Raw genomic sequence first — 20804 nt, 5'->3', positions numbered from 1 at the left:
CCCAGAAAGGCACCTAAAGCCCGACGGGCTTTAGGAATCTTTGCGCGTGCCGTTGCCTCAAACCGCTCCACAGTTTTGGGCGATACGCATAGTCTCGCGCGGGAACGGGATGGCACTGTTGGGCACGATGATCAAGACCTTGATGGCGGCGTTTTGTGCGCTCGCCACGCTGGCGCTTCCGGCCGGGGCGGCGACGTTCTCGATGAAACGCGGCCTCAATCTCGACCAGTGGGTGACCTGGCCGGCCGAGGACAAATGGGGGGAGCGCCAGGCGATCCTGCCTTATCCGGAGTGGCGCAAATTCCTCAAGGCGGACGATCTCGAGGCGCTGAAGGATGCAGGCTTCGACTTCCTGCGCATGCCGGTCGATCCCGCGCCTTTTCTCTCGGACCGGACCGCGGCCCTTCGCGGCGACCTCTTTGCCAGCGTCCTGGACTCCGCGCGCATGATCAACCGCGCCGGCCTGAAAGTGGTCGTCGACCTGCATCTGATTCCCGCCGGCGGCAATCGCAAGATCGGCATGAGCGAGGTGATGGACAATCCAGCGACGTTCGACGCGTATGTCGACGTCGTGCGCGCCATGGCAAAGACACTCGCCAGGGAAGACCCGCGGCTTGTCGCGCTGGAACTGATGAACGAGCCGATCGTCGATTGCGACGAGGACGCGACCAGTCTTTGGCCCGACCGCCAGAAGCAGCTTTTCGCGGCCGCGCGCGCTTCCGCCACAAGGCTGACGCTTGTGCTCACCGGCGGCTGCTACTCGAACGCAGCCTCCTTGGCGAAGGTCGATCCGAAGGCGATCGCGGACGATAACATCATCTGGGCCTTCCACTCCTACGATCCATTCCTTTTGACGCATCAGGGCGCGACCTGGGCCGGCGATTTCATCCAATACGTCACCGGCCTGCCCTATCCGCTGACAGCCGTTCCGAAGGCGCAATTGGACATGACGCTAGACACGATCCGCGACCGGATCAGGGCCGAGGCGCCCTGGGCGCGGCAGAGCRGCATGCTCGCCTATCTCGACGAACAGGTGGCAGCGATGRACAGTCCCGAGAAGCTGGCCGCCGTCATGGATGCGCCGTTCAGGACGGTCGACGCCTGGGCGAAGGCCAATGGCGTCAAGCCGCAGGATATCACGCTCGGCGAATTCGGCATGATCCGCAAGGAATACGGCAACGGCTTCGTCATGCCGGCCGCATACCGCGCCGCCTATGTGCGCGACATGATCGCCCGCGCCGAGGCGCATGGCTTCTCCTGGTCGGTGTGGAGCTATGGCGGCGCCTTCGGCATCGTCGACGCGTTCGACGGCGAGAAGGCGGAACCCGAAGTGATGGATATGATTAGGTCGCTGCGGTAAGCAACAAACCAAGGTCTCACCTGAACATCAACGCGCCTTAGCCGAGATCGATCTGCAGGATCTCCGGCCGCACGCCAAAACGCACCGGCAGGATGCTGAAACCAAGTCCGCCGGAAACGATCAGGTTACGGTCGTTCTCCACGACATGGCCATAGGCGAAACGGTTGCCGTAGTCCGAAGGCACCACCGGTGAATAGCCAAACACCCGTACCTGCCCGCCATGCGTGTGCCCGGACAAGGTCAAYGAAACTCGCCATGGCACTTTTGGAAAAATGTCCGGCTCATGGGCGAGCAGGATGATCGGCTCGCCTCCTTGGATCTTGGCCAAGGTGCCGGGGAGGTCGTCGAAGCCCTGGAAGCTCTCGCGTCCCTTGGCTTTGTTCGGCAGCAGCGCGAGCTGATCGGCAAGCCCGGYGATCCAGAAACCATGCCCGTCCTTTTCCAGCCGCACGACGTCGTTTTCCAGCACCGGGATTCCGACATGCTCGAGCGCCTTGCGCGACTGGGTCGGGCCGGCTTCCGCGCGCTGCGCAAAGAAATCGGTCMACCAGTCGTGGTTGCCAAGGATCGACAGCACGCCGAGCCGCGCCTTCAGCCCGGACAGCGCCTCGGCCCATTCCGCCACCCGCACCGAGCCTGTCACGATCTTGGTTCCAGCGGTGTAATCACCCAGCAGGACGATAAGATCCGGCTGCAGCRCATTGGCCTGTTCGGCAAGCGCTGCGATCCGTTCCGGCGTCATCCACGGCCGGCAGGCGTGGATGTCGGCAAGCGCCACGACGCGCAGCTTGAGTCCGGCCGGCCAATGCGGCGGCGTCAGCGTGTAGCGCTTCACATGGGTCAGCAGCATCGGCTCGATGCCGACCGCATAGGCGCCGAGCGACACCATGGCGAAGGCCGAGCCGCCGACGAGGCGCAGGAAGGCGCGTCTGGTGATCATGGATCGGCCCAAGCCCCTTGGGAATCTATCAGGGAGCTGCCTTAAAGGCGGCAATTGCGCCCTGAGCTAGGCCAAGGCGCGCAGATTCTGCGCAGATCGGCCCGCCGCTCGGCCGAACGGCGAACAAATCTGCGTTACTCTTCCTGGAACAGGCTGATCTGCTGCTGGGCGATGTCCTTGGGCGGATCGAGGCCGAGATGGCGCCAGGCATTGGCGGTCAGCACGCGGCCGCGCGGCGTGCGCTGGATGAAGCCCTGCTGGATGAGATAGGGCTCGATGATGTCCTCGATCGCGTCGCGCGGCTCGGAGAGCCCGGCAGCGATCGTCTCGATGCCAACCGGGCCGCCGCCGAAATTGCGCGCGATCATCGACAAATAGCGGCGGTCGAGCGCGTCGAGGCCCAGCGCGTCGACCTCCAGCCTGGTCAGCGCCTCGTCGGCGATCTTCCTGTCGACATGCGCGGCGCCGGCGACGCTGGCGAAGTCGCGCACCCGGCGCAACAGCCGGCCGGCGATGCGCGGCGTGCCGCGGGCGCGGCGCGCGATCTCCGCCGCGCCGTCGTCGCCGAGTGGCATCGAGAGAATCCGGGCGCCGCGCCGCACGATCTGCTCCAGCTCCTCGACCGTGTAGAAATTGAGCCGCACCGGAATGCCGAAGCGGTCGCGCAGTGGATTGGTCAGGAGCCCGAGCCGGGTTGTTGCCGCGACCAAGGTGAAACGGGCGAGGTCGATCTTGACCGAGCGCGCCGCCGGCCCCTCGCCGATGATCAGGTCGAGCTGGAAATCCTCCATCGCCGGATAGAGGATTTCCTCGACTGCCGGATTGAGGCGATGGATCTCGTCGATGAAGAGGACGTCGCGTTCGTCGAGATTGGTGAGCAGCGCGGCGAGGTCGCCGGCCTTGGCGATGACCGGGCCGGAGGTCGAACGGAAATTGACGCCGAGCTCGCGCGCCATGATCTGCGCCAGCGTCGTCTTGCCGAGCCCGGGCGGGCCGACGAACAAGACGTGGTCGAGCGCCTCGCCGCGACTCTTGGCGGCATCGACGAAAACCTTGAGATTGGCGCGCACCGCCGCCTGGCCGACGAACTCGTCGAGCGACTGCGGCCGCAGCGTCTGGTCGGCATCCTCGCCGCGCTTGTCGGGAGCAATGAGGCGGGGCGAAAGGCTCATGCCGCCTTCCTTGCATAGGACCGGTGGCGGGACAAGCGTCGCCTCACCGCGCCAGTTCCTTCAGCCCGAAGCGGATCAGCTTGGACGCGTCCGCGCCCTCGCCCGCCGATTTCAGCGCCGCGGCAACCGCGTTCGCCGCGATGTCGCGCGAATAGCCGAGATTGACGAGCGCCGAGACCGCATCGGTGATCGGCGCGGCCGCGACCCCTTCGCCAAGCTCCTGCTTGAGGCCGATCGTRCCGGTGGCAGCACCCGCATAGGCCGGCGCCTTGGTGCGCAATTCGGTGACGATGCGCTCGGCCACCTTCTTGCCGACGCCGGGCGCGCGGGAAACCATCGCGATGTCGCGCAGGGCGATCGCGTTGGCGAGATCGGCCGGCGCCAGCGTCGACAGCACCGCCAGCGCCACCTTGGCGCCGACGCCCTGCACATTGTTCATCAAGAGGCGGAACCACTCGCGCTCCAGTCCGGTCTGGAAGCCGTAGAGCCGGATCATGTCCTCGCGCACATAGGTCTCGATGAACAGCACCACCGCCTCACCGGGCGACGGCAGCGCGGCAAGCGTGCGCGCCGAGCAATGGGCGACATAGCCGACGCCATGCACGTCGATGACGCAGCTATCTTCGTCGATCTCCTCCAGCGTGCCTTTCAGCTTGCCGATCATGGCTTGGCCTTCATGGATGCGTTTCCGGAGAGATAATTTCGAGATCGGGGAAATAGCTGCGGTAGCGAGGTGCGTCGCGCGTCAACAGACGATGCCCGGCAACGGCCGCATGCGCGCCGATGAAGAAGTCGGGCAAAGTCCGCTCTCGAACACCGCCGGCCCGCCGATAGCGGGAATGTGCCGCCCCAGCCAGGAATGCGGCTTCCCAAGGCAAAAACTCGCGATCCATTTCCAGTCTCTCGGCTGCTTTCCTCAGCATTGCTTCGGAAGCGACCAGAGGAGCAAGCTCGGACCAGACGATGCTGTTGATGACCAACGCGCCATCGCGTCGGCAGGAKATAATCGCGGACGAAGACCATTCCGTCAGCGGCCCGGCCGGGCCCCAGACGTCAATGAGCACGTTTGTGTCAATCAACGTCGAGATTTTCACGCGGTCCCCTCAACCACTCCATATACTCGTCCGTCGTCATGCCGCCCAAATCCAGCGTTCCCTCCATCTTGTCGAGGACCTCCCTGAATTTGCGGGCAGCTTCCTCCTCCGAAATGTTTTCGTTGACGGCGACAAGCCGGGCACCCTCGTCGGTCGCCACGAACTCCACCTCGGAGCCCGGGCCGATACCCAAATGGTCTCTTATCTGCTTGGGGATCGTGACTTGCCCCTTGGTGGTCACCCGCATGGTAATACCTCGCAGGTATTACCTAYGCCCCAAATGAGAACAAGTCAAGAACACCTACCCCGCCACCGCCATGCGATAGGCGACGCTCGGACGGTGATGCGCATGGCAGATGGCGATGGCAAGGGCGTCGGCGGCGTCGTCGGTGTCGAAGACGGCCTTCGGCATCAGCACTTTGACCATCATATGGATCTGCTTCTTCTCGCCGTGACCGACACCGATGACCGCCTTCTTGACGGCGTTGGGGGCGTATTCGGCAACCACCAGCCCGGCCCGCGCCGGCACCAGCATGGCGATGCCGCGCGCCTGGCCGAGCTTCAGCGTCGCGGTCGCGTCCTTGTTGACGAAGGTCTGCTCGACCGCCGCCTCATGCGGCATGGCCTGGTGCAGCACCTCGGCCAAGCCGTCATGCAGCTGGCAGAGCCTTGTCGCCAGCGGCGCCTTGTCGTCGGACCGCACCGTGCCGGACGCGACGAAGCGCAGTGAATTGCCCACGCTGTCGACAATACCCCAGCCGGTGCGCCTCAGCCCCGGATCGATGCCGATGATGCGAATCGCTTCCCCCATGTGCCAAGTCTAGCCGTGGCGGCAAGCGATGCCAGCAAAATGTGAACAAACCAGAAACAATTGCGACCTCAAGAACGCAACCGAAAAGCCGATCGAAGCGGCGGTCGCGGGCTAGCCCGTCCAATCCCAGGATCTAATTCGTCACGCGACGGATGGTTTTCGACAGCCGCGCGAGGAATGCCGGCCTGGACGATGCGACCAGCTTCCACGCCAGGACCGCATTGCCCATGCGCCGCGGCAGGATTCCGATGCTGAGGAACCAGGCCGCCAGGGTGGCCCGCCGCCGCCAGGATGCGTTCATTTCCAGGCTGGCGGTAGCGCCCGCTCTTGCCAGTCCCAGCCGGGAGTCGGTTTCAACCGGATGCTGGGGCTCGTCGACGCAGAGCGAAGCCAGCCGCTCTTCCAGATGAACCGGATCGTGAAGGCCGGCATCCGCTGGCACGGTCAAACCGATCTCGGCCGCCCGGTCGGATAAGGCTTCGAGGCGGCGGAAGTCATGCTCGACGCRCCAGCGCGCCCGCTCGGCAAGCTTTTCGGCAAAGACCGAATGGTTGGAGCCGTGGATGCGGTAGGCGCCAAGGCAGGTGTCGATGGCTTTCACCTCTCCGTGCAGCGGCGCGAGCGTCGCGAGATAGCCGTCGGCGCCTTGCCGGAAATCGCTTTCAGGCATGGGCATTATCGGTTCCAGCGCCTCGCGGTCGAACGCCAGCCCGCTTGTCACCGTCGTCCGGTACCGCCCCTTACGCAACAATTCCGGAACGACGTCGCCTGAATCGAACGGCTGTTCCGGAGGGGGAAAGACATCCTTGATATGCTGGTTCTCATCGACGAGATGCAGTCGGAATTGCGCCTGGGCGACATCCGCGTCCCACTCGTCCAGGACCTCGGAGACGGCGTTCGGATAGAGATAATCGTCGGCGTCGAGAAAAAGAATGATCTCCCCGGTGCTCGCCTCGAACCCGGTATTGAACGCTGCGCCATGCCCACCATTCCTGCGCCTGAGGCACGGACGGATCTTATCGCCATAGGATTCGATGACGGCCACCGACGCATCCGTCGATGCGTCGTCGACGACCACGACCTCGACATTTCGGTGATCCTGCTCCAACGCGCTGTCGATGGCGCGTCCCAGGAACTGCTCGTAATTATAGTTGGGGATGATGATCGATACCGGAATGCGGTCCAATGGCGAATGCACGGGATCAAGCCTCGCAATCTGCTTTGGTCACAGTGACGGTGATTCCTGCAGAACCGGCTCGGTCGACCCGGCTGCGGCGAACGGCCCCAACTAGGGTCCCGTCGCTTCAAGGCAAGGGTCATATTCCCCGCAAAGGCCGGCTTGGCCTTCAAATGCGATGACAGCTGCCGCAATATCGAGCGCAGYCAGAATCGCGGGCGCTCGATTTRCAGCCAGAACGGCTCGTCAAGTCGCGGCTCGGTGAGGGACCGATTCTGCGCGACGCTATCGTTGCAAACGCGATGTCAGCCGCGCGCGAACGCCGTGTTCAAAAGGCTGATCTGGTCGGAAACCGGGTTGGCCCGCCGCCCGGGTGCATGCGTGTCGCTGATGACGCCGCCATAGAWTTCCTCGTCCATGCGCCGCACCAGCGACTGCAGGCGCAGCGAGCGCRTCACGAGGTCCAGAAAATCCGTGGGCAGCTCGTTCCAGCCAAGCGCCTCGTCATGCGCGGACGCCGTGTCGAGCCGTACCTTGGACTTCTCCGAGGCCACCTGATCGCGCGTCATCTCGCCGGAATTCGCCGCCCGCTGCAAAAGCAGCCAGGAGGCGACCTGCATGAGCCTCGTGGTCAGCCGCATCGACTCGGCCGCATAGAGGGTCGCGRCCGTGCGCGACAATTTCTTGGCTTCGAGYCTGCCCTTGCCATCGAGATACTCGGCGGCCTGCTCGACCAGCCCCATGCCTTCCTGGTAGAGCGGCTTGAAGGATTGGGAGAAAACCCGGCGCTCCGCCAGCTTGACGGTTTTCGCGCTGCCCTTCGAAGGCTCGTTCATCGATACGCCCCTGCACTGCCGCCAGCCGATTCGGCAATCCTTGCCGACACGGCCGCACCCTTAAATGACTGAGGCTTGAAAATGCGCTTCGACGCCCATGAAGGCAAGCGCATGTTTAACAAACGGTTAACGCCGRCCGCGCTGCAGCCATCCGCCGGCGGATGACGCCGGCGTGCTGCCTGCGGACAAAAAAAGAGCCGCGGATAAGGCGGCTCTCAGGAGTTTAACAGGGAGGCGTCAAACAAAGTGGCTCCAACCACTCGGTAAGAATCCAGCAAAACTGGATGGGCATAGTAAACGCCCGTAAAGCTTAATGAACCCTTAACGCCGGGTGGAATTTTTGAGCGAACGGACTTTCCTGTGCCGGAACAGGACAGCGGCTTCGCTTCCCGGGACCCTCTGAAAACCGGATTTTCGAACGCCAACCGTGGCCATCGAAACATGTTGGCCGCTGCGGCGGCATCGTTCCGAAACACGCGCCGCGCAAAAGGCCGCTCCTCTGAAGCGGYGCGCGTGTCCGCGCCCTTTGAAAATCACGCGGGATATCCGGGAGCAAACCATGGATTGGTATTCGATCGTCAAATTCCTTCACGTCGTTTCGGCTGTTTTGTGGGTCGGCGGCGGCTTCGTGCTGTTCCTGCTCGGCGTGCTGGCCGAGCGCGCCGGCAACATCGAGGACAAGCTGCTGGCAATGCGCGCCAGCGGACAGCTTGGCGGCAGGTTCTTCGCGCCRATGTCGATGCTGACGCTGGTCTTCGGGCTGATCATGTGCGGCTTCTGGGTCGGMTTCACCGAGCTGTGGATCGTCATCGGCCTCGTCGGCTACGCCACGACCTTCTCGATCGGCATGCTGATCTTCAAGCCGACCGGCGAGCGCATGGGTGCCATGGTCGCCAAGGACGGYGTGACGCCCGCCGTTCTCGCCATCGGTCAGCGCATGATGAGCTGGGCGCGCCTCGACTACGCGGTGATGCTGGTGATCATCGCCGACATGGTGCTGAAGCCCRCTTTGCACGACATCGGCGTTCTTGCCGGCATGGCGATGGTGGTTGCGCTGGGCGCCGCGCTCGCCTTCGGCGGCAGCCGCCAGATGGTGCCGAGCGCCGCCTGATTGTCTGGAGCGAGGCGGCAGGATGGCCGATTCGCTTCTACATCAAGCCGTCCCACAGCAGCTTGACGGCGACCACCGCGACGGTGGCGTAGGTGAACGGATAGAAGACCTCAGGCCGCATGCGGCGCACCAGCCAGGCGCCGGCGATCGTCGACAACGGCGCCAGCGGCATCAGCGCGGCCGACGCGATCAGGTTGGTGGCGTCGAACTGGCCGAGCGCGAAATAGGGGACGAGCTTCAGCGCATTGGTGGCGGCAAAGAAGATCGCCGCGGTTCCCGACAGCACCTTCGGATCGAGCCGGATCGGCAACGCATAGACCTGGAAGGGCGGACCGCCGACATGGGCAACGAAGCTGGTGAAGCCGGCGACCGTGCCCCAGAAGGCGGCGGCGACGCGGTTCGGCTCCGCCGCATGGTCGGCGCCGTGGCGGAACTGCAGGTAGATCCAGCGCAGCACGAACACCAGCGCGACGGCGCCGACGATCAGCCGCACCATCTCCTCGGTGACCAGAGCCGCGGTCAGCCAGCCGAGCCCGATGCCGATGACGGCGCCAGGCATCATATCGACCAGCATCTTGCGGTCGTAGACGCCCCACCAGGTCCACACCGAAACGATGTCCATCAGGCACAGGATCGGCAGCAGGATGGCGGCCGCCTGAACCGGCGGCATGGCCAGCGCCATCAGCGGCACGCCGACGAAGCCGACGGCGCCGCCGAAGCCGCCTTTCGACAGGCCGACAAGGATCACCGCCGGAATGGCGGCGGCATAGAACCACGGATCGCTGAGCAGGCCTGACATCGGCAAAGGAAGGTTGGAGAAGGCGGGAACCCAGCCATAGCGCAGAACAGGGCCGCCGGGATAGTCATTAATGCCAATGCCGGCATCCGCTATGCCGGCCCGATATTGGGCTTCCTCATCCTGACGACTCAGCTTGATGATGYACCATCACGCTCGGGAGCTGACACCTAGCCCTTCGTATAGTCAGRCCCAAAGCGTCTCGGCAGTCCGTCGGCGARCATCAGCCAAGGCAGCTTCTCCTCGAAAGCGACATGCAGCGTAGGCGCAAACTTTTCCGGCTCCGTCATCGCCGCGGCAAAGAAATGCATGACGCCGGACATGTTCTTTGAGYGGAAGGAAAGCGGCGAACCGCAGTGATCGCAAAATGTTCTTTCCACGCCGGGAGAAGAGTTGAACACCTTCGGTGGCTTGYCCAGCCATCGCCACTGGCCGTCCAGGACGCCAATGTAGGTTGTCATCGGCGCGGAACACTGCCGCCGGCAACTTTCACAATGGCAGACCACGCAGGCCTGTGCCGGGCCATCGACTTCAAAAGCAATTGCGCCGCAAAAGCAACGACCACGCATGCGAAACCTCCTCGAGGCAGCAACGACGGCTCAGACTAGTGCGGGGTACGCGCGGGAGTCGCCAAGGAATGCGCCGGACTGGCGCCTGATCCCGACATTCGGAGCTGGCGATTAGCTTCGCCGCGCCTGGACCAGCAGGAACATCGGCCGCTCGAGCTCTTCGGCCAGTTCCGGCCGGGCGGCGATCTGCGCGTCCGTCGGACGGAATTCCTCGACATGCCCGATGGCGAAGCCGGCCTGGATCAGCAAATTCAGCGTGGTGCCGATGGTGCGGTGATGCTTGACCACGCCCTTGGTGAACCAGTCGGTGGTGCGCGGTCCCTCGACCAGATACCGGTCGACCGGCCATGTCTTCCGGCCAGCGGCATCGACGGACCAACCCGGGTTGGTCGGCGCCATATAGATCGGATGTTCCGTCGAGAAGACGAAGGCTCCGCCTGGAACCAGGGCCTGGTGGACGGTCGCGAACAGGCGCGCGGCATCGCCGACATAGTGCAAGGCAAGCGAGCTGTAGGCGAGGTTGAAGCGCGCCTTCGGCAGGCTGAGCTCATCGAGGTCGGCGCGCCGGTAGGTGAGGGCATCATCGGCGCCGGCGGCGCGTGCCCGCGCAAGCATCTTTTCCGACAGGTCGAGGCCGAGGACCTCGCTCGCGCCATGCGCGCGCGCCCAGCGGCAGAACCAGCCGAAGCCGCAGCCGAGATMGACGACGCGCAAGCCATCGACGTCGGGCAGCATGGCGCGCAGCGCCGGCCATTCGGGCGCGCCGTTCAGGCCCTCGACCGAGCGGCCGAGGCGGCTATAGCCTTCGAAGAATTCCGGACGGTCGTAGATGTTTTGCGCCATGTGTCTGTTCCTGCTCTTGCCGGGTATTTAGCGGACGGCCTCTCGGCTTCCAACGCCCTCCGCGAAACCCGAAAGGCGACGCAAGCCGCAGCAATGGTTAAGCATTTTGGCCGCGGCCCCCGCGCGGCCGACTGTTCAAGCCGCTCCCTTTGCTCTATGCCGCAATGCAACCATGTTCGCCCGGCATAGGCGAAACCGGGATCGAAGGCCAATGAACGACGCAAACCMGCCCAACCGCTGCCGTATCGTGCTGATCGCGCCGCCGCTCGTGCCGGCGGAGCAGATCTGCGCGGCCTTCGAGGGCGGCGACATCGCCTCGCTGATCCTGCCCGACAACGGCATGGACGACGCTTCCTTCCAGGCCTTCGCCGAGAGGATCGTGCCGATCGCCCAAGGCGCCGGCATCGCCGTCATCATCGCCGGCGACAGCCGCATCGCCGGGCGCGTCCAGGCCGACGGCATCCATGTCGAAGCAAAACCCAAGGAGCTTGCCGAGACGATCGAGCGCCTGGCCGGCAAGATGATGGTCGGCGCCGGCGGCGCCAAGACCCGCGACGAGGCGCTGGAGCTCGGCGAGGAGCGGCCTGACTACATGTTCTTCGGCCGTTTCGGCTATGACAACAAGCCGGAGCCGCATCATCGCAACCTCGCCCTCGGCGAATGGTGGGCGGAGATGATTTCGATCCCCTGCATCGTCATGGGCGGCTCCGAGCTTGCTTCCGTCGAGACGGTGGCCGCGACCGGCGCCGAGTTCGTGGCGCTGTCCAGCGCCGTCTTTGCCGACGGTCGCGACCCCCGGGCGGCGATCGCCGCCGCCAACGCGCTGCTCGATGAAACCGCGCCGCGTTTCGAGGACTGACATGCGCCTGCGTGGCCCTTGCCTGGTGGTCCTGGCCGGCCTGCTTGCGCAGGCCGCGATGGCGGCCGAGACCGTCCCGTTGCCGCAGCCGCGGCCGGAGACGAATGCGCCGGACAAGAGCGCACCCGACGCAGCCCAGCCGTATGCAGCCAAGCCGGATGCAGGCACGCCGAATACAGCCACACCCAACGCAGGCACGCCGGACACAGCCGCGCCGGACACCGGCGCGCCGGATCCGAGCAGGTTCGGCGCCGGCCCGCATATCGACAAGCCGATCCAGAACACCTTGCCGCAGCCGGCCACCATGACGCCGCCATCGGCCGACACCGTCAATCCCGACCGCTTCGGCGCCAAGCAGCCGGACGCCGCCTACGGCGCCTTCCAGCGCGGCCTTTACAAGACCGCCTACAACCTTGCCATGGAGCGCGCCAAGAACGGCGATCCGGCGGCCGAGACGCTCGTGGCCGAAATCCTGTCGCGCGGACTGGGTGTGCCGCTCAATCCGGCCGAGGCCGCGAAATGGTATGCGCTGGCGGCCGAACAGGGCGTGCCGGAGGCGCAGTTCCAATATGCGCTGATGCTGTTGGACGGCCGCTACGTGAAGAAGGACGAAAAGGGCGCCTTCGCCCTGATGCAAGCCTCGGCCGAGGCCGGCAACCGGCTTGCGCAGTTCAACTTCGCGCAACTGCTCGTCCAGCAGGATCCCGGCGATGCCGGCCTTGCGAAGGCCGCCGTCTACTATGAGCGCGCGGCCGCCACCGGACTTGCCGACGCGCAATACGCGATGGCGCAGCTCTATGCCAACGGGGCCGGCGGCAAGCCGCATGACGACGCCCAGGCACGCATGCTGCTGGCGCAGGCGGCGCGGCAGAACTATGACACCGCGCAGATCGACCTCGCCACCTGGATGATCGAGGGACGCGGCGGCGGGCGCGACCTGAAATCGGGCTTTGCCTGGATGAAGCGGGCGGCGCAAGGCGGCAATGTCGCCGCCCAGAACCGCCTCGCCAAGCTCTATATGGGCGGCATCGGCACCGACCCGGACCTGATCCTCGCCGGCGCCTGGTACATCGTCGCCCGCCGCGCCGGGCTGATCGACCCGCGGATGGACGATTTCCTGCAGGGCCTCGACGACGATCAGACCAAGCAGGCGCTGCAGAAGGCCAACCGCCTGCCTTGACGCGTGGCGCCGGGGACGGCATGTCCGGGCCGCCTTGGGTTCCCTCCCTTGCCACTATGCGCGATTTGTGGTCTTGGAGGCGCCAAAGCGCGACCCGCGCGTGAAAGATCTCACTCGGATCAGTTCATCATGGCCAAGATCAGTGGCAGCGAAATCCGCCCCGGCTATGTCATCGAGCACGATGGCGGCCTGTGGGTGGCGGTCAAGACCAATACCGTCAAGYCCGGCAAGGGCGGYGCCTACAATCAGGTCGAGCTGAAGAACCTGATCAACGGCACCAAGCTCAACGAGCGCTTCCGCTCGGCCGAGACCGTCGAGCAGATCAGGCTCGACCTGAAGGATTTTTCCTTCCTTTACGAGCAGGGCGATGCGCTGGTCTTCATGGATACCGAAAGCTACGAACAGCTCGAGCTGGCGAAGGACTTCGTCGGCGAGCGCGCCGCTTTCCTGCAGGACGGCATGATGGTGACGGTGCAGCTTTACGAGGAGCGGCCGATCGGCATTTCGCTGCCCGACCAGGTGACGCTCACCATCACCGAGGCCGACCCGGTGGTGCGGGGCCAGACGGCCGCCTCCTCCTACAAGCCGGCGGTGCTGGAGAACGGCATCCGCGTGCTGGTGCCGCCTTTCATCTCGGCCGGCGAGCGCATCGTCGTCGACACCAACGAAATCACCTATATGCGCCGCGCAGATTGACCGGCCGAAAGCAGGAATAAAAAATGGCGCGTTCCGCTCTCCTCAACGTCATGGTCCAGGCCGCGATGAAGGCCGGCCGCTCGCTGTCGCGCGACTTCGGCGAGGTGCAGAACCTGCAGGTCTCGATGAAAGGACCGGGCGACTATGTCAGCCAGGCCGACCGCAAGGCCGAGGAGATCGTCTTCGCCGAGCTGTCGAAGGCGCGGCCGGGCTACGCCTTCCTGATGGAGGAGCGCGGCGCCGTCGAAGGCGAGGACGCCCAGCACCGCTGGATCGTCGATCCACTCGACGGCACCACCAATTTCCTGCACGGCATCCCGCTCTTTTCGGTGTCGATCGCGCTCGAACRCCAGGGCCAGATCGTTGCCGGCGTCATCTACAATCCGGCGATGGACGAGCTCTACACGGCCGAGCGCGGCGGCGGCGCCTTCATGAACGACCRCCGGCTGCGCGTTGCCGGGCGCTCCAAGTTGATCGATAGCGTTATCGGCTGCGGCGTGCCGCATCTCGGCCGCGGCCAGCACGGCAATTTCCTGATCGAATTGCGCAACGTCATGGCCGAAGTCTCCGGCGTTCGACGCATGGGCTCCGCCGCCCTCGATCTCGCCTATGTCGCGGCCGGACGCATGGACGGCTTCTGGGAAACCGGCCTGTCGTCCTGGGACATCGCCGCCGGCATTCTCCTGGTGCGCGAAGCCGGCGGCTACGTCTCCGACATGGATGGCGGACAGGGCATGCTGGACAGCGGCGAGGTCGTCGCCGGCAACGAGCTCATCCAGCGCGCGCTGCTGAAAACCGTGAAGAAGCCGCTGGCTGCTCGCTGATCGACAATGGCGTTCCTCGCGCGTCGAAAGGACGCGCGCCTTTAGTCGCAGAACCGCAACCGAAGCTTGAAATACTGGTCCGCAAGCGCCCAAATAGGCGTTGCAGGGTCATTGATGAGCGACGCGCGTCCAGATACAACGCTTGAAATCCCCTTCGTGGGGCGATGGCACTATTCGCGCGCCGAAATGATCGCCGATGGCATCGTTCACGCGGTGGGCATCGTGCTGGCGATCGCCGCCGGCTCGGCTTTCCTGGCTTTGGCCGCCTTCCACTCCGGCCCTGGCGAATATGTCGCCGCGGTGTTCTATGTGGTGTCGCTGCTCACCGTGCTCTCGGTGTCGCTGGCCTATAATCTATGGCCCGTCTCTTGGCCGGCGAAATGGATCCTGCGCCGTTTCGACCATRCCGCGATCTATCTGCTGATCGCCGCCACCTACACGCCCTTCCTCGCCCAGCTCAACAACTCGCCGCTGGCCGTGCCCATGATCGTCGTCGTGTGGAGCGCGGCCGTGACCGGCATCGCCATCAAGATGTTCCTGCCCGGCCGTTACGACCGGCTGGCCATCGTCTTCTATCTCGCCATCGGCTGGAGCGGTGTGGTGCTCGCCGGACCGCTGGTCCAGACGCTGCCGACGACCTCGGTGGCGCTGCTGGTCGCCGGCGGCGTCGTCTATTCCCTGGGCGTCATCTTCTTCGCCTGGAAGGGCCTGCGCTTCCACAATGCCGTCTGGCACGGCTTCGTCGTTACCGGCGCCGGCCTTCACCTGGCGGCCATGGTCGACTGCCTGGTGGTCAGCCGGTTCTAGGCCTGCGGCGCGGGGGCCTATCGGCCATATTGCCAAGCGCCATTCAATTTGGTCACAATTCCGTTTAGAGTCGCGGCAATTCTGCGGCGGGTGGCATCGGAAACGGGGCACGGATGGCTTTTCTCAGATCCTTCGGCAGGCGATCGGACGTCCTGGTCTATGATCCGCATAAGCTGTCGAGCCCGCAGGTCTTCCTGCTCACCATGGTGATCTTCCTGATCATCGTCGCTTTCATCGCCGCCATCCTCACCCGCCAGATCTCGACCGCCTTCTCCAGCAATCCGGGCCTCAACGGATTGATCGTCGGCGTGCTGGTAGTCGGCATCCTGCTTGCCTTCGTCCAGGTCGGGCGGCTGTTCCGCGAGGTGCGCTGGGTCAACTCCTTCCGCGCCGGCTCCGAAACCACCGAGCCGGTGCTCTTGGCGCCGATGAAGGCGATGATCGGCCGCTCGTCGACGATCGCGTTCTCGACCTCGTCGATGCGCACGATGCTGGATTCCATCGCCACCCGCCTCGACGAGAGCCGCGACACCTCGCGCTATCTGGTCGGCCTGCTTGTGTTCCTCGGCCTGCTCGGCACCTTCTGGGGCCTGCTCAACACCATCGCCTCGATCCGCGAGACGATCGAGGCTCTGGACCCGGGCACCGGCGATGCGGCGGCCGTGCTCGATGCGCTGAAGCAGGGCCTGTCGGCGCCGCTGGCCGGCATGGGCACCGCCTTTTCGTCCTCGCTGTTCGGCCTCTCCGGCTCGCTCGTGCTCGRCTTCCTCGACCTGCAGGCCGGCCGCGCCCAGACCCGCTTCTACACCGAGCTCGAGAACTGGCTGTCCTCGGTCACCGATCTTTCTTCCGACATCGTCGTGTCCGACACGGCCAAGACCGAGTCCTCCGAGGACATCCGGCTCCTGTCGGAGCGGCTGCGCAGCCTGCAGGAGAATGGCGGCGGCTCCAATCCGCGCGTCGCCACCGCCATGGCCAATCTTGCCGACGGCATCTCGGGGCTGGTGAAGAACATGCGCTCCGAGCAGCAGATCATGYGCGACTGGGTCGAAGCCCAGTCCGACGAGCAGAAGGCCATGCGCAACACGCTGGAGAAGATCGCCGACGCGCTGAAGAAGCAAGGGGTCCACTGACGTGGCGCTGGCAAGACGGCGCGCCGACCGCCGCATCGACTACTGGCCGGGTTTTGTCGACGCCTTGTCGACGCTGCTGCTTGCGATCATGTTCCTGCTCACCGTCTTCGTGCTGGCGCAGTTCCTGCTCAGCCGCGAGATCTCGGGCAAGGACGCGGTGCTGAACCGCCTCAACTCGCAGATCAACGAGCTGACCCAGCTGCTCGCGCTGGAACGCACGAACAGCCAGGACAAGGAGGATTCGCTCGCCAACCTGCAGGCGTCGCTGTCGGCGGCGCAAGCCGAAAAGAGCCGCCTCGAGCAATTGCTGGCGCAGGGCGCCGGCGCCGGCGACGCGGCTAACAAGCGTGCCGACGCCCTGTCCGGCGAGCTCAGCAACCAGCGCCAGATCAGCCAGCAGGCGCTGAGCCAGGTCGAGATCCTCAACCAGCAGATCGCAGCACTTCGCAAGCAGATCGGCGCGCTGGAAGACGCGCTCAACGTCTCGGAGCAGCGCGACCGCGACTCCAACACCAAGATCGCCGATCTTGGCCGGCGCCTGAACGTCGCGCTGGCGCAGCGCGTCCAGGAGCTCAACCGCTACCGCTCCGACTTCTTCGGCCGCCTGCGCGAGATCCTCGCCGACCGCGAGAACATCCGCATCGTCGGCGACCGTTTCGTCTTCCAGTCGGAAGTGCTGTTCCCGACCGGCTCCGACGTGATCAACGACGCCGGCAAGGTCGAGATGAAGAAGCTCGCCGACGCCATCATAGAGTTGCAGAAGGAAATCCCGCCGGAGATCARCTGGGTGCTGCGTGTCGACGGCCACACCGACAATAAGCCGCTGTCCGGCACCGGCCGCTATCGCGACAACTGGGAATTGTCGACCGCGCGCGCCACCTCGGTGGTGAAGTTCCTGATCGAGAACGGCGTGCCGGCCAACCGGCTGGTGGCCGCAGGCTTCGGCGAGTTCCAGCCGCTCGATCCGGCTGACACCGACGAGGCGCGCAGCAAGAACCGCCGCATTGAACTGAAGCTCACCGAACGGTGATCTATCTTCACGCCAGGTCACGGGAAGTTGTTTGTCGGCTTGAATACTTAGAGTATCAAGTCCCGTCGRCAAGACCTGAAAACATTATCTTTTTTTAATTACAAATCGCAAATCGACGCACCTAGTTTGCCGCGCAGGGCCGGGGACCGCCGGCGATGCCTCCCATCGCGACGCGACGGAACCGGACGGCCCGGAAAGGTCGGAAGGCAAGGCGGCAGGGCCGCCACCTTCCCTATCGGAGGATGCGCCGCCATGCGCGCTTCAACATCTCTCAAGACTGTAACCCTGGCTGCCGCGCTGATCGCGGCCCCGCTCGCCGGCGCCTATGCGGCCGGGCACCGCAAGGGGCTTCTCGACGCGACCCCTCCAGCCGAGTTCATCGGGCCGCGCGTGACCGGTCTGATCGATCAGGTTGAGGGCGTGGATCAGGGCATCACCGACGCCCGGCAGGCCAACAACATTTCGGCTTCCGAGGCGCAGCAACTGCACATGCGCGCCGCGCGCATCAGCCAGGCCGCGGAGCATGTCGCGGCGTCGGATCACGGCAGGATCCCGTCCCCGCAATACCATGAGCTGCTGCGCCRCCTCGACAATGTCGACCAGAGGCTGATGAACGATACCGGCAGCGGCTTCATGACGGGCGACGGCTCAGACGGCGGCAATTACCCGAACGGCTGACGTTTCCGGAGGAAATGGAAGGGACCACCTGGCGCCCGCGGGACCTGGCCCCGGGGGCGTCCTTTTTCGATTGCTGTTCCGATTACAGGCCGAGCCAAAGCGCGACGATGGCGAGCACCGCCGGCACCGACTGGATGAAGAGGATCTTGCGGCCGACGGTCGCCGCGCCGTAGAGGCCGGCTATCGCGACGCAGAGCAGGAAGAACATCTTGATCTGAAACCCACCGGCGCCGAGATAGAGACCCCAGATCAGGCCCGCGGCGAGAAAGCCGTTATAGAGGCCCTGATTGGCGGCGAGCACCTTCGAGGCGCTGGCGAATTCCGGCGTCAGGYCGAACGCCTTGCGGCCGCGCGGCGTGTCCCAGAGCACCATCTCCAGATAGACGATATAGCAATGGATCAGCGCCACCAGCCCGACCAGGATATTGCYGATCATCGTCCCCTCCAGCGATTTGTTCCCCGCATTGATCACGCAGCCGCCTCACAAGGCAAGACGGCCGATCCCCTCACTGCTGATCACTTGACGACCAATCCTCTGGCGATCGGTGAGGGTTGCCAAGCGTGGTGCGTTGGTATCTTTTCGCGCCAGCCAAATTGAAGCTGGGTATCCATCATGTCCTTCCAGAAACTCGACGATCTCGGCCACAAGCTCGAAGCGCTCGAGCATGCTTTAGCCATCCTTGGCGCGGATGAGGCGACGCACATGGCGGTCGGYGGCGGCGAAAAGCGCGCCGAGGCGATGTCCTCGCTTGCCGGCATGCTGCATCGCCAGGCGACCGCGCCCGAGATCGGCGACTGGATCGCCGCCGCCGAGCAAGAGCCGCTGAACGACGAGCAGCAGGCGGCGGTGCGGGAATTGCGCCGCCAATACACCAACCTCACCTGCCTGYCGGCCGAGTTCGTCGAGCGTCAGACAGTGGCGCGCATGCGCTCCGAGCAGCTCTGGCGGAGCTTGCGCGCCAGGAACGACTGGGCCGGCTTCCTGCCGGCGCTGGAAGGCGTCGTGGCGCTGGTGCGCGAGGAAGCAGCACTGCGTGCCGAGGCGCTTGGCCTGGCGCCCTATGATGCGCTGATGGAGCAATWCGATCCCGGCAACCGCGCCGCCGACATCACGCCGGTCTTTGCCGAGCTGAAGGCCTTTCTCAAGGATTTCCTGCCGCACGCGCTGGCGGTGCAGGATGCGCGGCTGGCAAAACATCCGCTGAAGCCGCTCTCCGGCAGCTATGCCGTCGAGAAGCAGCGCGAGCTCGGTCTTGCCATGATGGCGGCCGTCGGCTTCGACCTCACCCATGGCTCGCTGTCGGTGTCGCACCATCCCTTCTGCGGCGGCGTGCCGACCGACGTGCGCATCACCACCCGCTACAAGACCTCCGACTTCCTGTCGGCGCTGATGGGCGTGCTGCACGAGACCGGCCACGCGCTCTACGAGCAGAACCTGCCGAAAGCCTGGTCGCATTGGGCGCTCGGTAAGGCGCGCGGCATGGCCGTGCATGAGAGCCAGAGCCTGTTCGTCGAAAAGCAGATCGGCCGCAACCCCGCCTTCTGGCACTGGGCGCTGCCGGTGGTCGAAAAACACCTCGGCGAAGCCTGGTCGCTCGACGACATCCTGCCGCATGTCCACCATGTCGAGCGCGGCCTGATCCGCGTCGACGCCGACGAGGTCACCTATCCGCTGCATGTCATCCTTCGCTACGAGCTCGAGCAGGAGCTCGTCGCCGGCCGGCTGGAGGTCGCCGACCTACCCGAGGCCTGGGACGCCAAGATGCGCGACTATCTCGGCCTCTCGACCATCGACAACCCGGCTGACGGACCGATGCAGGACGTGCACTGGCCGGGCGCCGCCTTCGGCTATTTCCCCTCCTACACGCTGGGCGCCATGATGGCGGCGCAGCAATGGGCGGCGCTGACTAGGGAGCATCCGTCGGCCGACGAGGACCTCGCCAAGGGCGATTTCAGCGCCGTCAACGAATGGCGTCGGGCAAAAATCTGGTCGCAAGGCTCACGCTGGTCGACGCCGGACCTGCTCGAGCGCGCCACCGGCGAGAAGCTCAACGCGGTTTACTTCACGGAGCACCTGCGCAAGCGCTACGACGCCTCATAGACCGACACCGGCAATGGCCGCCCGTTTGCATACCGATTCGTACTACCATATGTTATGATCAAAAGGTGCGCAGATGAACGCTTCAGGTCCCAAGGAACGCGCAACGTTTTCGATCGACAGCACGATCAAGGAGACGCTTGAAAGCCAGATTCCGAAAAGCAAGCGATCCCGCTTTGTCGAAGAGGCAATCGCGAAGGCATTGAAGGACGCCGCGAAAGAACGTGCTCTGAAAATGATCCGGGAATTCAAGCCGACCTCGACCGGCGGTGAAGACTCCACTGACGTGCTGCACAGAATTCGCCAGGAAATGGACGGTCGGCCTGTGGATATCCTCGAAGGCCGCAAAAAGTGATCATCGTCGATGCGTCGATCTTCATCAAACTCTTTCGGGATGAGGATGACAGCGAACAGGCACGAAATCTGTTCGCGAAGAACATTGCGGATGGCCGCGCCATGGCCGCTCCCAGCATCCTGCTTTACGAGGCGCTATCGGCTGYGCTTCATTATGAGCAATCCTTTGTCATAGTCGCAAAGCTCATCGCCGGATTGCGCGAAGGCGGTTTCGAGCTTCTAGAGCCGGATATGGACGAACTGGCCAAAACACAGGAGATGGCGACGCAGCTCAGCCCGGCTGGCGGCTATCCGACGCTCAATGATTGCGTTTACCATGCAATCGCCATCAATCGCGCCGGAACGTTGGTAACAGCCGACCGGCGGCATTTTGCCAAAACAAAACACTTGGGCCGCATCACTCTACTCGCCGACTGGCGAGCAGACTGACACATTT

General features: G+C 64.5%; 25 protein-coding genes. 13 read left to right on the top strand and 12 right to left on the bottom strand.

The features are described from left to right. Positions 1-109 precede the first annotated feature (109 nt). The gene (locus tag LCM4576_RS07590) at positions 110-1360 is read left to right on the top strand and encodes a glycoside hydrolase family 5 protein (RefSeq protein WP_071031439.1); all 1251 of its coding nucleotides are present in this window, start codon (positions 110-112) and stop codon (positions 1358-1360) included. 37 nt (positions 1361-1397) lie between these two features. Here the strand turns inward: LCM4576_RS07590 and LCM4576_RS07585 are convergent, their stop codons facing one another. The 8 genes from LCM4576_RS07585 to LCM4576_RS07550 all read right to left on the bottom strand — a co-directional run bounded on the left by LCM4576_RS07585 (position 1398) and on the right by LCM4576_RS07550 (position 7390). Further along, on the bottom strand, positions 1398-2300 hold the full coding sequence (locus LCM4576_RS07585; RefSeq protein WP_071031438.1) for a metallophosphoesterase: 903 nt from the start codon (positions 2298-2300) through the stop codon (positions 1398-1400). A gap of 134 nt (positions 2301-2434) precedes the next feature. Continuing rightward, positions 2435-3472 (bottom strand): Holliday junction branch migration DNA helicase RuvB, encoded by a 1038-nt coding sequence (gene ruvB / locus LCM4576_RS07580; protein WP_071031436.1) that lies wholly within the window; start codon positions 3470-3472, stop codon positions 2435-2437. 43 nt (positions 3473-3515) lie between these two features. Continuing rightward, positions 3516-4136, bottom strand: a complete 621-nt coding sequence (ruvA, locus tag LCM4576_RS07575; RefSeq protein ID WP_040991682.1) for a Holliday junction branch migration protein RuvA — start codon at positions 4134-4136, stop codon at positions 3516-3518. 10 nt (positions 4137-4146) lie between these two features. Beyond that, positions 4147-4566 (bottom strand): type II toxin-antitoxin system VapC family toxin, encoded by a 420-nt coding sequence (locus LCM4576_RS07570; RefSeq protein WP_040991681.1) that lies wholly within the window; start codon positions 4564-4566, stop codon positions 4147-4149. Beyond that, a complete protein-coding gene (locus LCM4576_RS07565; RefSeq protein ID WP_040991680.1) occupies positions 4544-4813 on the bottom strand; it encodes an AbrB/MazE/SpoVT family DNA-binding domain-containing protein in 270 nt (89 codons plus the stop codon). Before LCM4576_RS07565 ends, LCM4576_RS07570 begins: the two co-directional genes overlap by 23 nt. Before the next feature lie 54 nt (positions 4814-4867). Further along, positions 4868-5377 carry a crossover junction endodeoxyribonuclease RuvC gene (gene ruvC, locus LCM4576_RS07560; protein WP_071031435.1) on the bottom strand — a complete coding sequence of 170 codons (510 nt, stop codon included), beginning with the start codon at positions 5375-5377 and terminating at the stop codon, positions 4868-4870. A 133-nt stretch (positions 5378-5510) separates the two neighbouring features. Next, complete coding sequence (locus LCM4576_RS07555; protein WP_071031433.1) at positions 5511-6575, bottom strand: glycosyltransferase family 2 protein; 1065 nt, start codon at positions 6573-6575, stop codon at positions 5511-5513. A gap of 284 nt (positions 6576-6859) precedes the next feature. Beyond that, positions 6860-7390: a DUF1465 family protein gene (locus LCM4576_RS07550; RefSeq protein WP_071031431.1), complete on the bottom strand. Its 531-nt coding sequence runs from the start codon at positions 7388-7390 to the stop codon at positions 6860-6862. Positions 7391-7949: 559 nt separating this feature from the next. Between LCM4576_RS07550 and LCM4576_RS07545 the strand changes: the two genes are divergently transcribed. After that, entirely contained in the window at positions 7950-8501 is a 552-nt protein-coding gene (locus tag LCM4576_RS07545) for a DUF2269 family protein (protein WP_071031429.1), read from the top strand. A 37-nt stretch (positions 8502-8538) separates the two neighbouring features. Here the strand turns inward: LCM4576_RS07545 and LCM4576_RS07540 are convergent, their stop codons facing one another. The 3 genes from LCM4576_RS07540 to LCM4576_RS07530 all read right to left on the bottom strand — a co-directional run bounded on the left by LCM4576_RS07540 (position 8539) and on the right by LCM4576_RS07530 (position 10709). Beyond that, a complete protein-coding gene (locus LCM4576_RS07540; protein WP_041000937.1) occupies positions 8539-9300 on the bottom strand; it encodes a sulfite exporter TauE/SafE family protein in 762 nt (253 codons plus the stop codon). 167 nt (positions 9301-9467) lie between these two features. Further along, positions 9468-9866, bottom strand: a complete 399-nt coding sequence (locus LCM4576_RS07535; protein ID WP_083361347.1) for a GFA family protein — start codon at positions 9864-9866, stop codon at positions 9468-9470. Between the two features lie 111 nt (positions 9867-9977). Beyond that, positions 9978-10709, bottom strand: a complete 732-nt coding sequence (locus tag LCM4576_RS07530; RefSeq protein ID WP_071031425.1) for a bifunctional 2-polyprenyl-6-hydroxyphenol methylase/3-demethylubiquinol 3-O-methyltransferase UbiG — start codon at positions 10707-10709, stop codon at positions 9978-9980. A gap of 211 nt (positions 10710-10920) precedes the next feature. Between LCM4576_RS07530 and LCM4576_RS07525 the strand changes: the two genes are divergently transcribed. The 8 genes from LCM4576_RS07525 (at position 10921) to LCM4576_RS07490 (ending at position 17916) form a co-directional block, all read left to right on the top strand. Further along, on the top strand, positions 10921-11568 hold the full coding sequence (locus tag LCM4576_RS07525; protein ID WP_071031423.1) for a thiamine phosphate synthase: 648 nt from the start codon (positions 10921-10923) through the stop codon (positions 11566-11568). 1 nt (position 11569) lies between these two features. Beyond that, a complete protein-coding gene (locus tag LCM4576_RS07520; protein WP_116390034.1) occupies positions 11570-12748 on the top strand; it encodes a tetratricopeptide repeat protein in 1179 nt (392 codons plus the stop codon). Between the two features lie 129 nt (positions 12749-12877). Then, entirely contained in the window at positions 12878-13444 is a 567-nt protein-coding gene (gene efp / locus LCM4576_RS07515) for an elongation factor P (RefSeq protein WP_071031421.1), read from the top strand. Between the two features lie 23 nt (positions 13445-13467). Continuing rightward, positions 13468-14268 carry an inositol monophosphatase family protein gene (locus LCM4576_RS07510; RefSeq protein ID WP_071031419.1) on the top strand — a complete coding sequence of 267 codons (801 nt, stop codon included), beginning with the start codon at positions 13468-13470 and terminating at the stop codon, positions 14266-14268. A gap of 114 nt (positions 14269-14382) precedes the next feature. Beyond that, positions 14383-15075, top strand: coding sequence for a hemolysin III family protein (locus LCM4576_RS07505; RefSeq protein WP_071031417.1), 693 nt, complete (start codon positions 14383-14385; stop codon positions 15073-15075). A 113-nt stretch (positions 15076-15188) separates the two neighbouring features. After that, positions 15189-16208 (top strand): MotA/TolQ/ExbB proton channel family protein, encoded by a 1020-nt coding sequence (locus LCM4576_RS07500; protein WP_071031415.1) that lies wholly within the window; start codon positions 15189-15191, stop codon positions 16206-16208. Between the two features lies 1 nt (position 16209). Beyond that, positions 16210-17238 (top strand): peptidoglycan -binding protein, encoded by a 1029-nt coding sequence (locus LCM4576_RS07495; RefSeq protein ID WP_071031412.1) that lies wholly within the window; start codon positions 16210-16212, stop codon positions 17236-17238. 252 nt (positions 17239-17490) lie between these two features. Further along, on the top strand, positions 17491-17916 hold the full coding sequence (locus LCM4576_RS07490; RefSeq protein ID WP_071031410.1) for a hypothetical protein: 426 nt from the start codon (positions 17491-17493) through the stop codon (positions 17914-17916). Positions 17917-17998: 82 nt separating this feature from the next. Here the strand turns inward: LCM4576_RS07490 and LCM4576_RS07485 are convergent, their stop codons facing one another. Then, complete coding sequence (locus tag LCM4576_RS07485; protein ID WP_071031492.1) at positions 17999-18352, bottom strand: DUF1304 domain-containing protein; 354 nt, start codon at positions 18350-18352, stop codon at positions 17999-18001. 177 nt (positions 18353-18529) lie between these two features. On the opposite strand from LCM4576_RS07485, the gene LCM4576_RS07480 reads away from it, so the two are divergent. The 3 genes from LCM4576_RS07480 to LCM4576_RS07470 all read left to right on the top strand — a co-directional run bounded on the left by LCM4576_RS07480 (position 18530) and on the right by LCM4576_RS07470 (position 20797). Beyond that, positions 18530-20017: a carboxypeptidase M32 gene (locus LCM4576_RS07480; RefSeq protein ID WP_071031408.1), complete on the top strand. Its 1488-nt coding sequence runs from the start codon at positions 18530-18532 to the stop codon at positions 20015-20017. Between the two features lie 73 nt (positions 20018-20090). Further along, a complete protein-coding gene (locus LCM4576_RS07475; RefSeq protein ID WP_071031406.1) occupies positions 20091-20369 on the top strand; it encodes a hypothetical protein in 279 nt (92 codons plus the stop codon). After that, positions 20366-20797 carry a type II toxin-antitoxin system VapC family toxin gene (locus LCM4576_RS07470; protein ID WP_071031404.1) on the top strand — a complete coding sequence of 144 codons (432 nt, stop codon included), beginning with the start codon at positions 20366-20368 and terminating at the stop codon, positions 20795-20797. Before LCM4576_RS07475 ends, LCM4576_RS07470 begins: the two co-directional genes overlap by 4 nt. Positions 20798-20804 lie beyond the last annotated feature (7 nt).

The sequence above is a fragment of the Mesorhizobium sp. LCM 4576 genome, from assembly GCF_001854815.1.
GTDB classification, from domain to species: Bacteria; Pseudomonadota; Alphaproteobacteria; order Rhizobiales; family Rhizobiaceae; genus Mesorhizobium; species Mesorhizobium plurifarium.
Note: the sequence above shows the minus strand (reverse complement) of the source record. Positions and strands in the feature narration are given on the sequence as shown.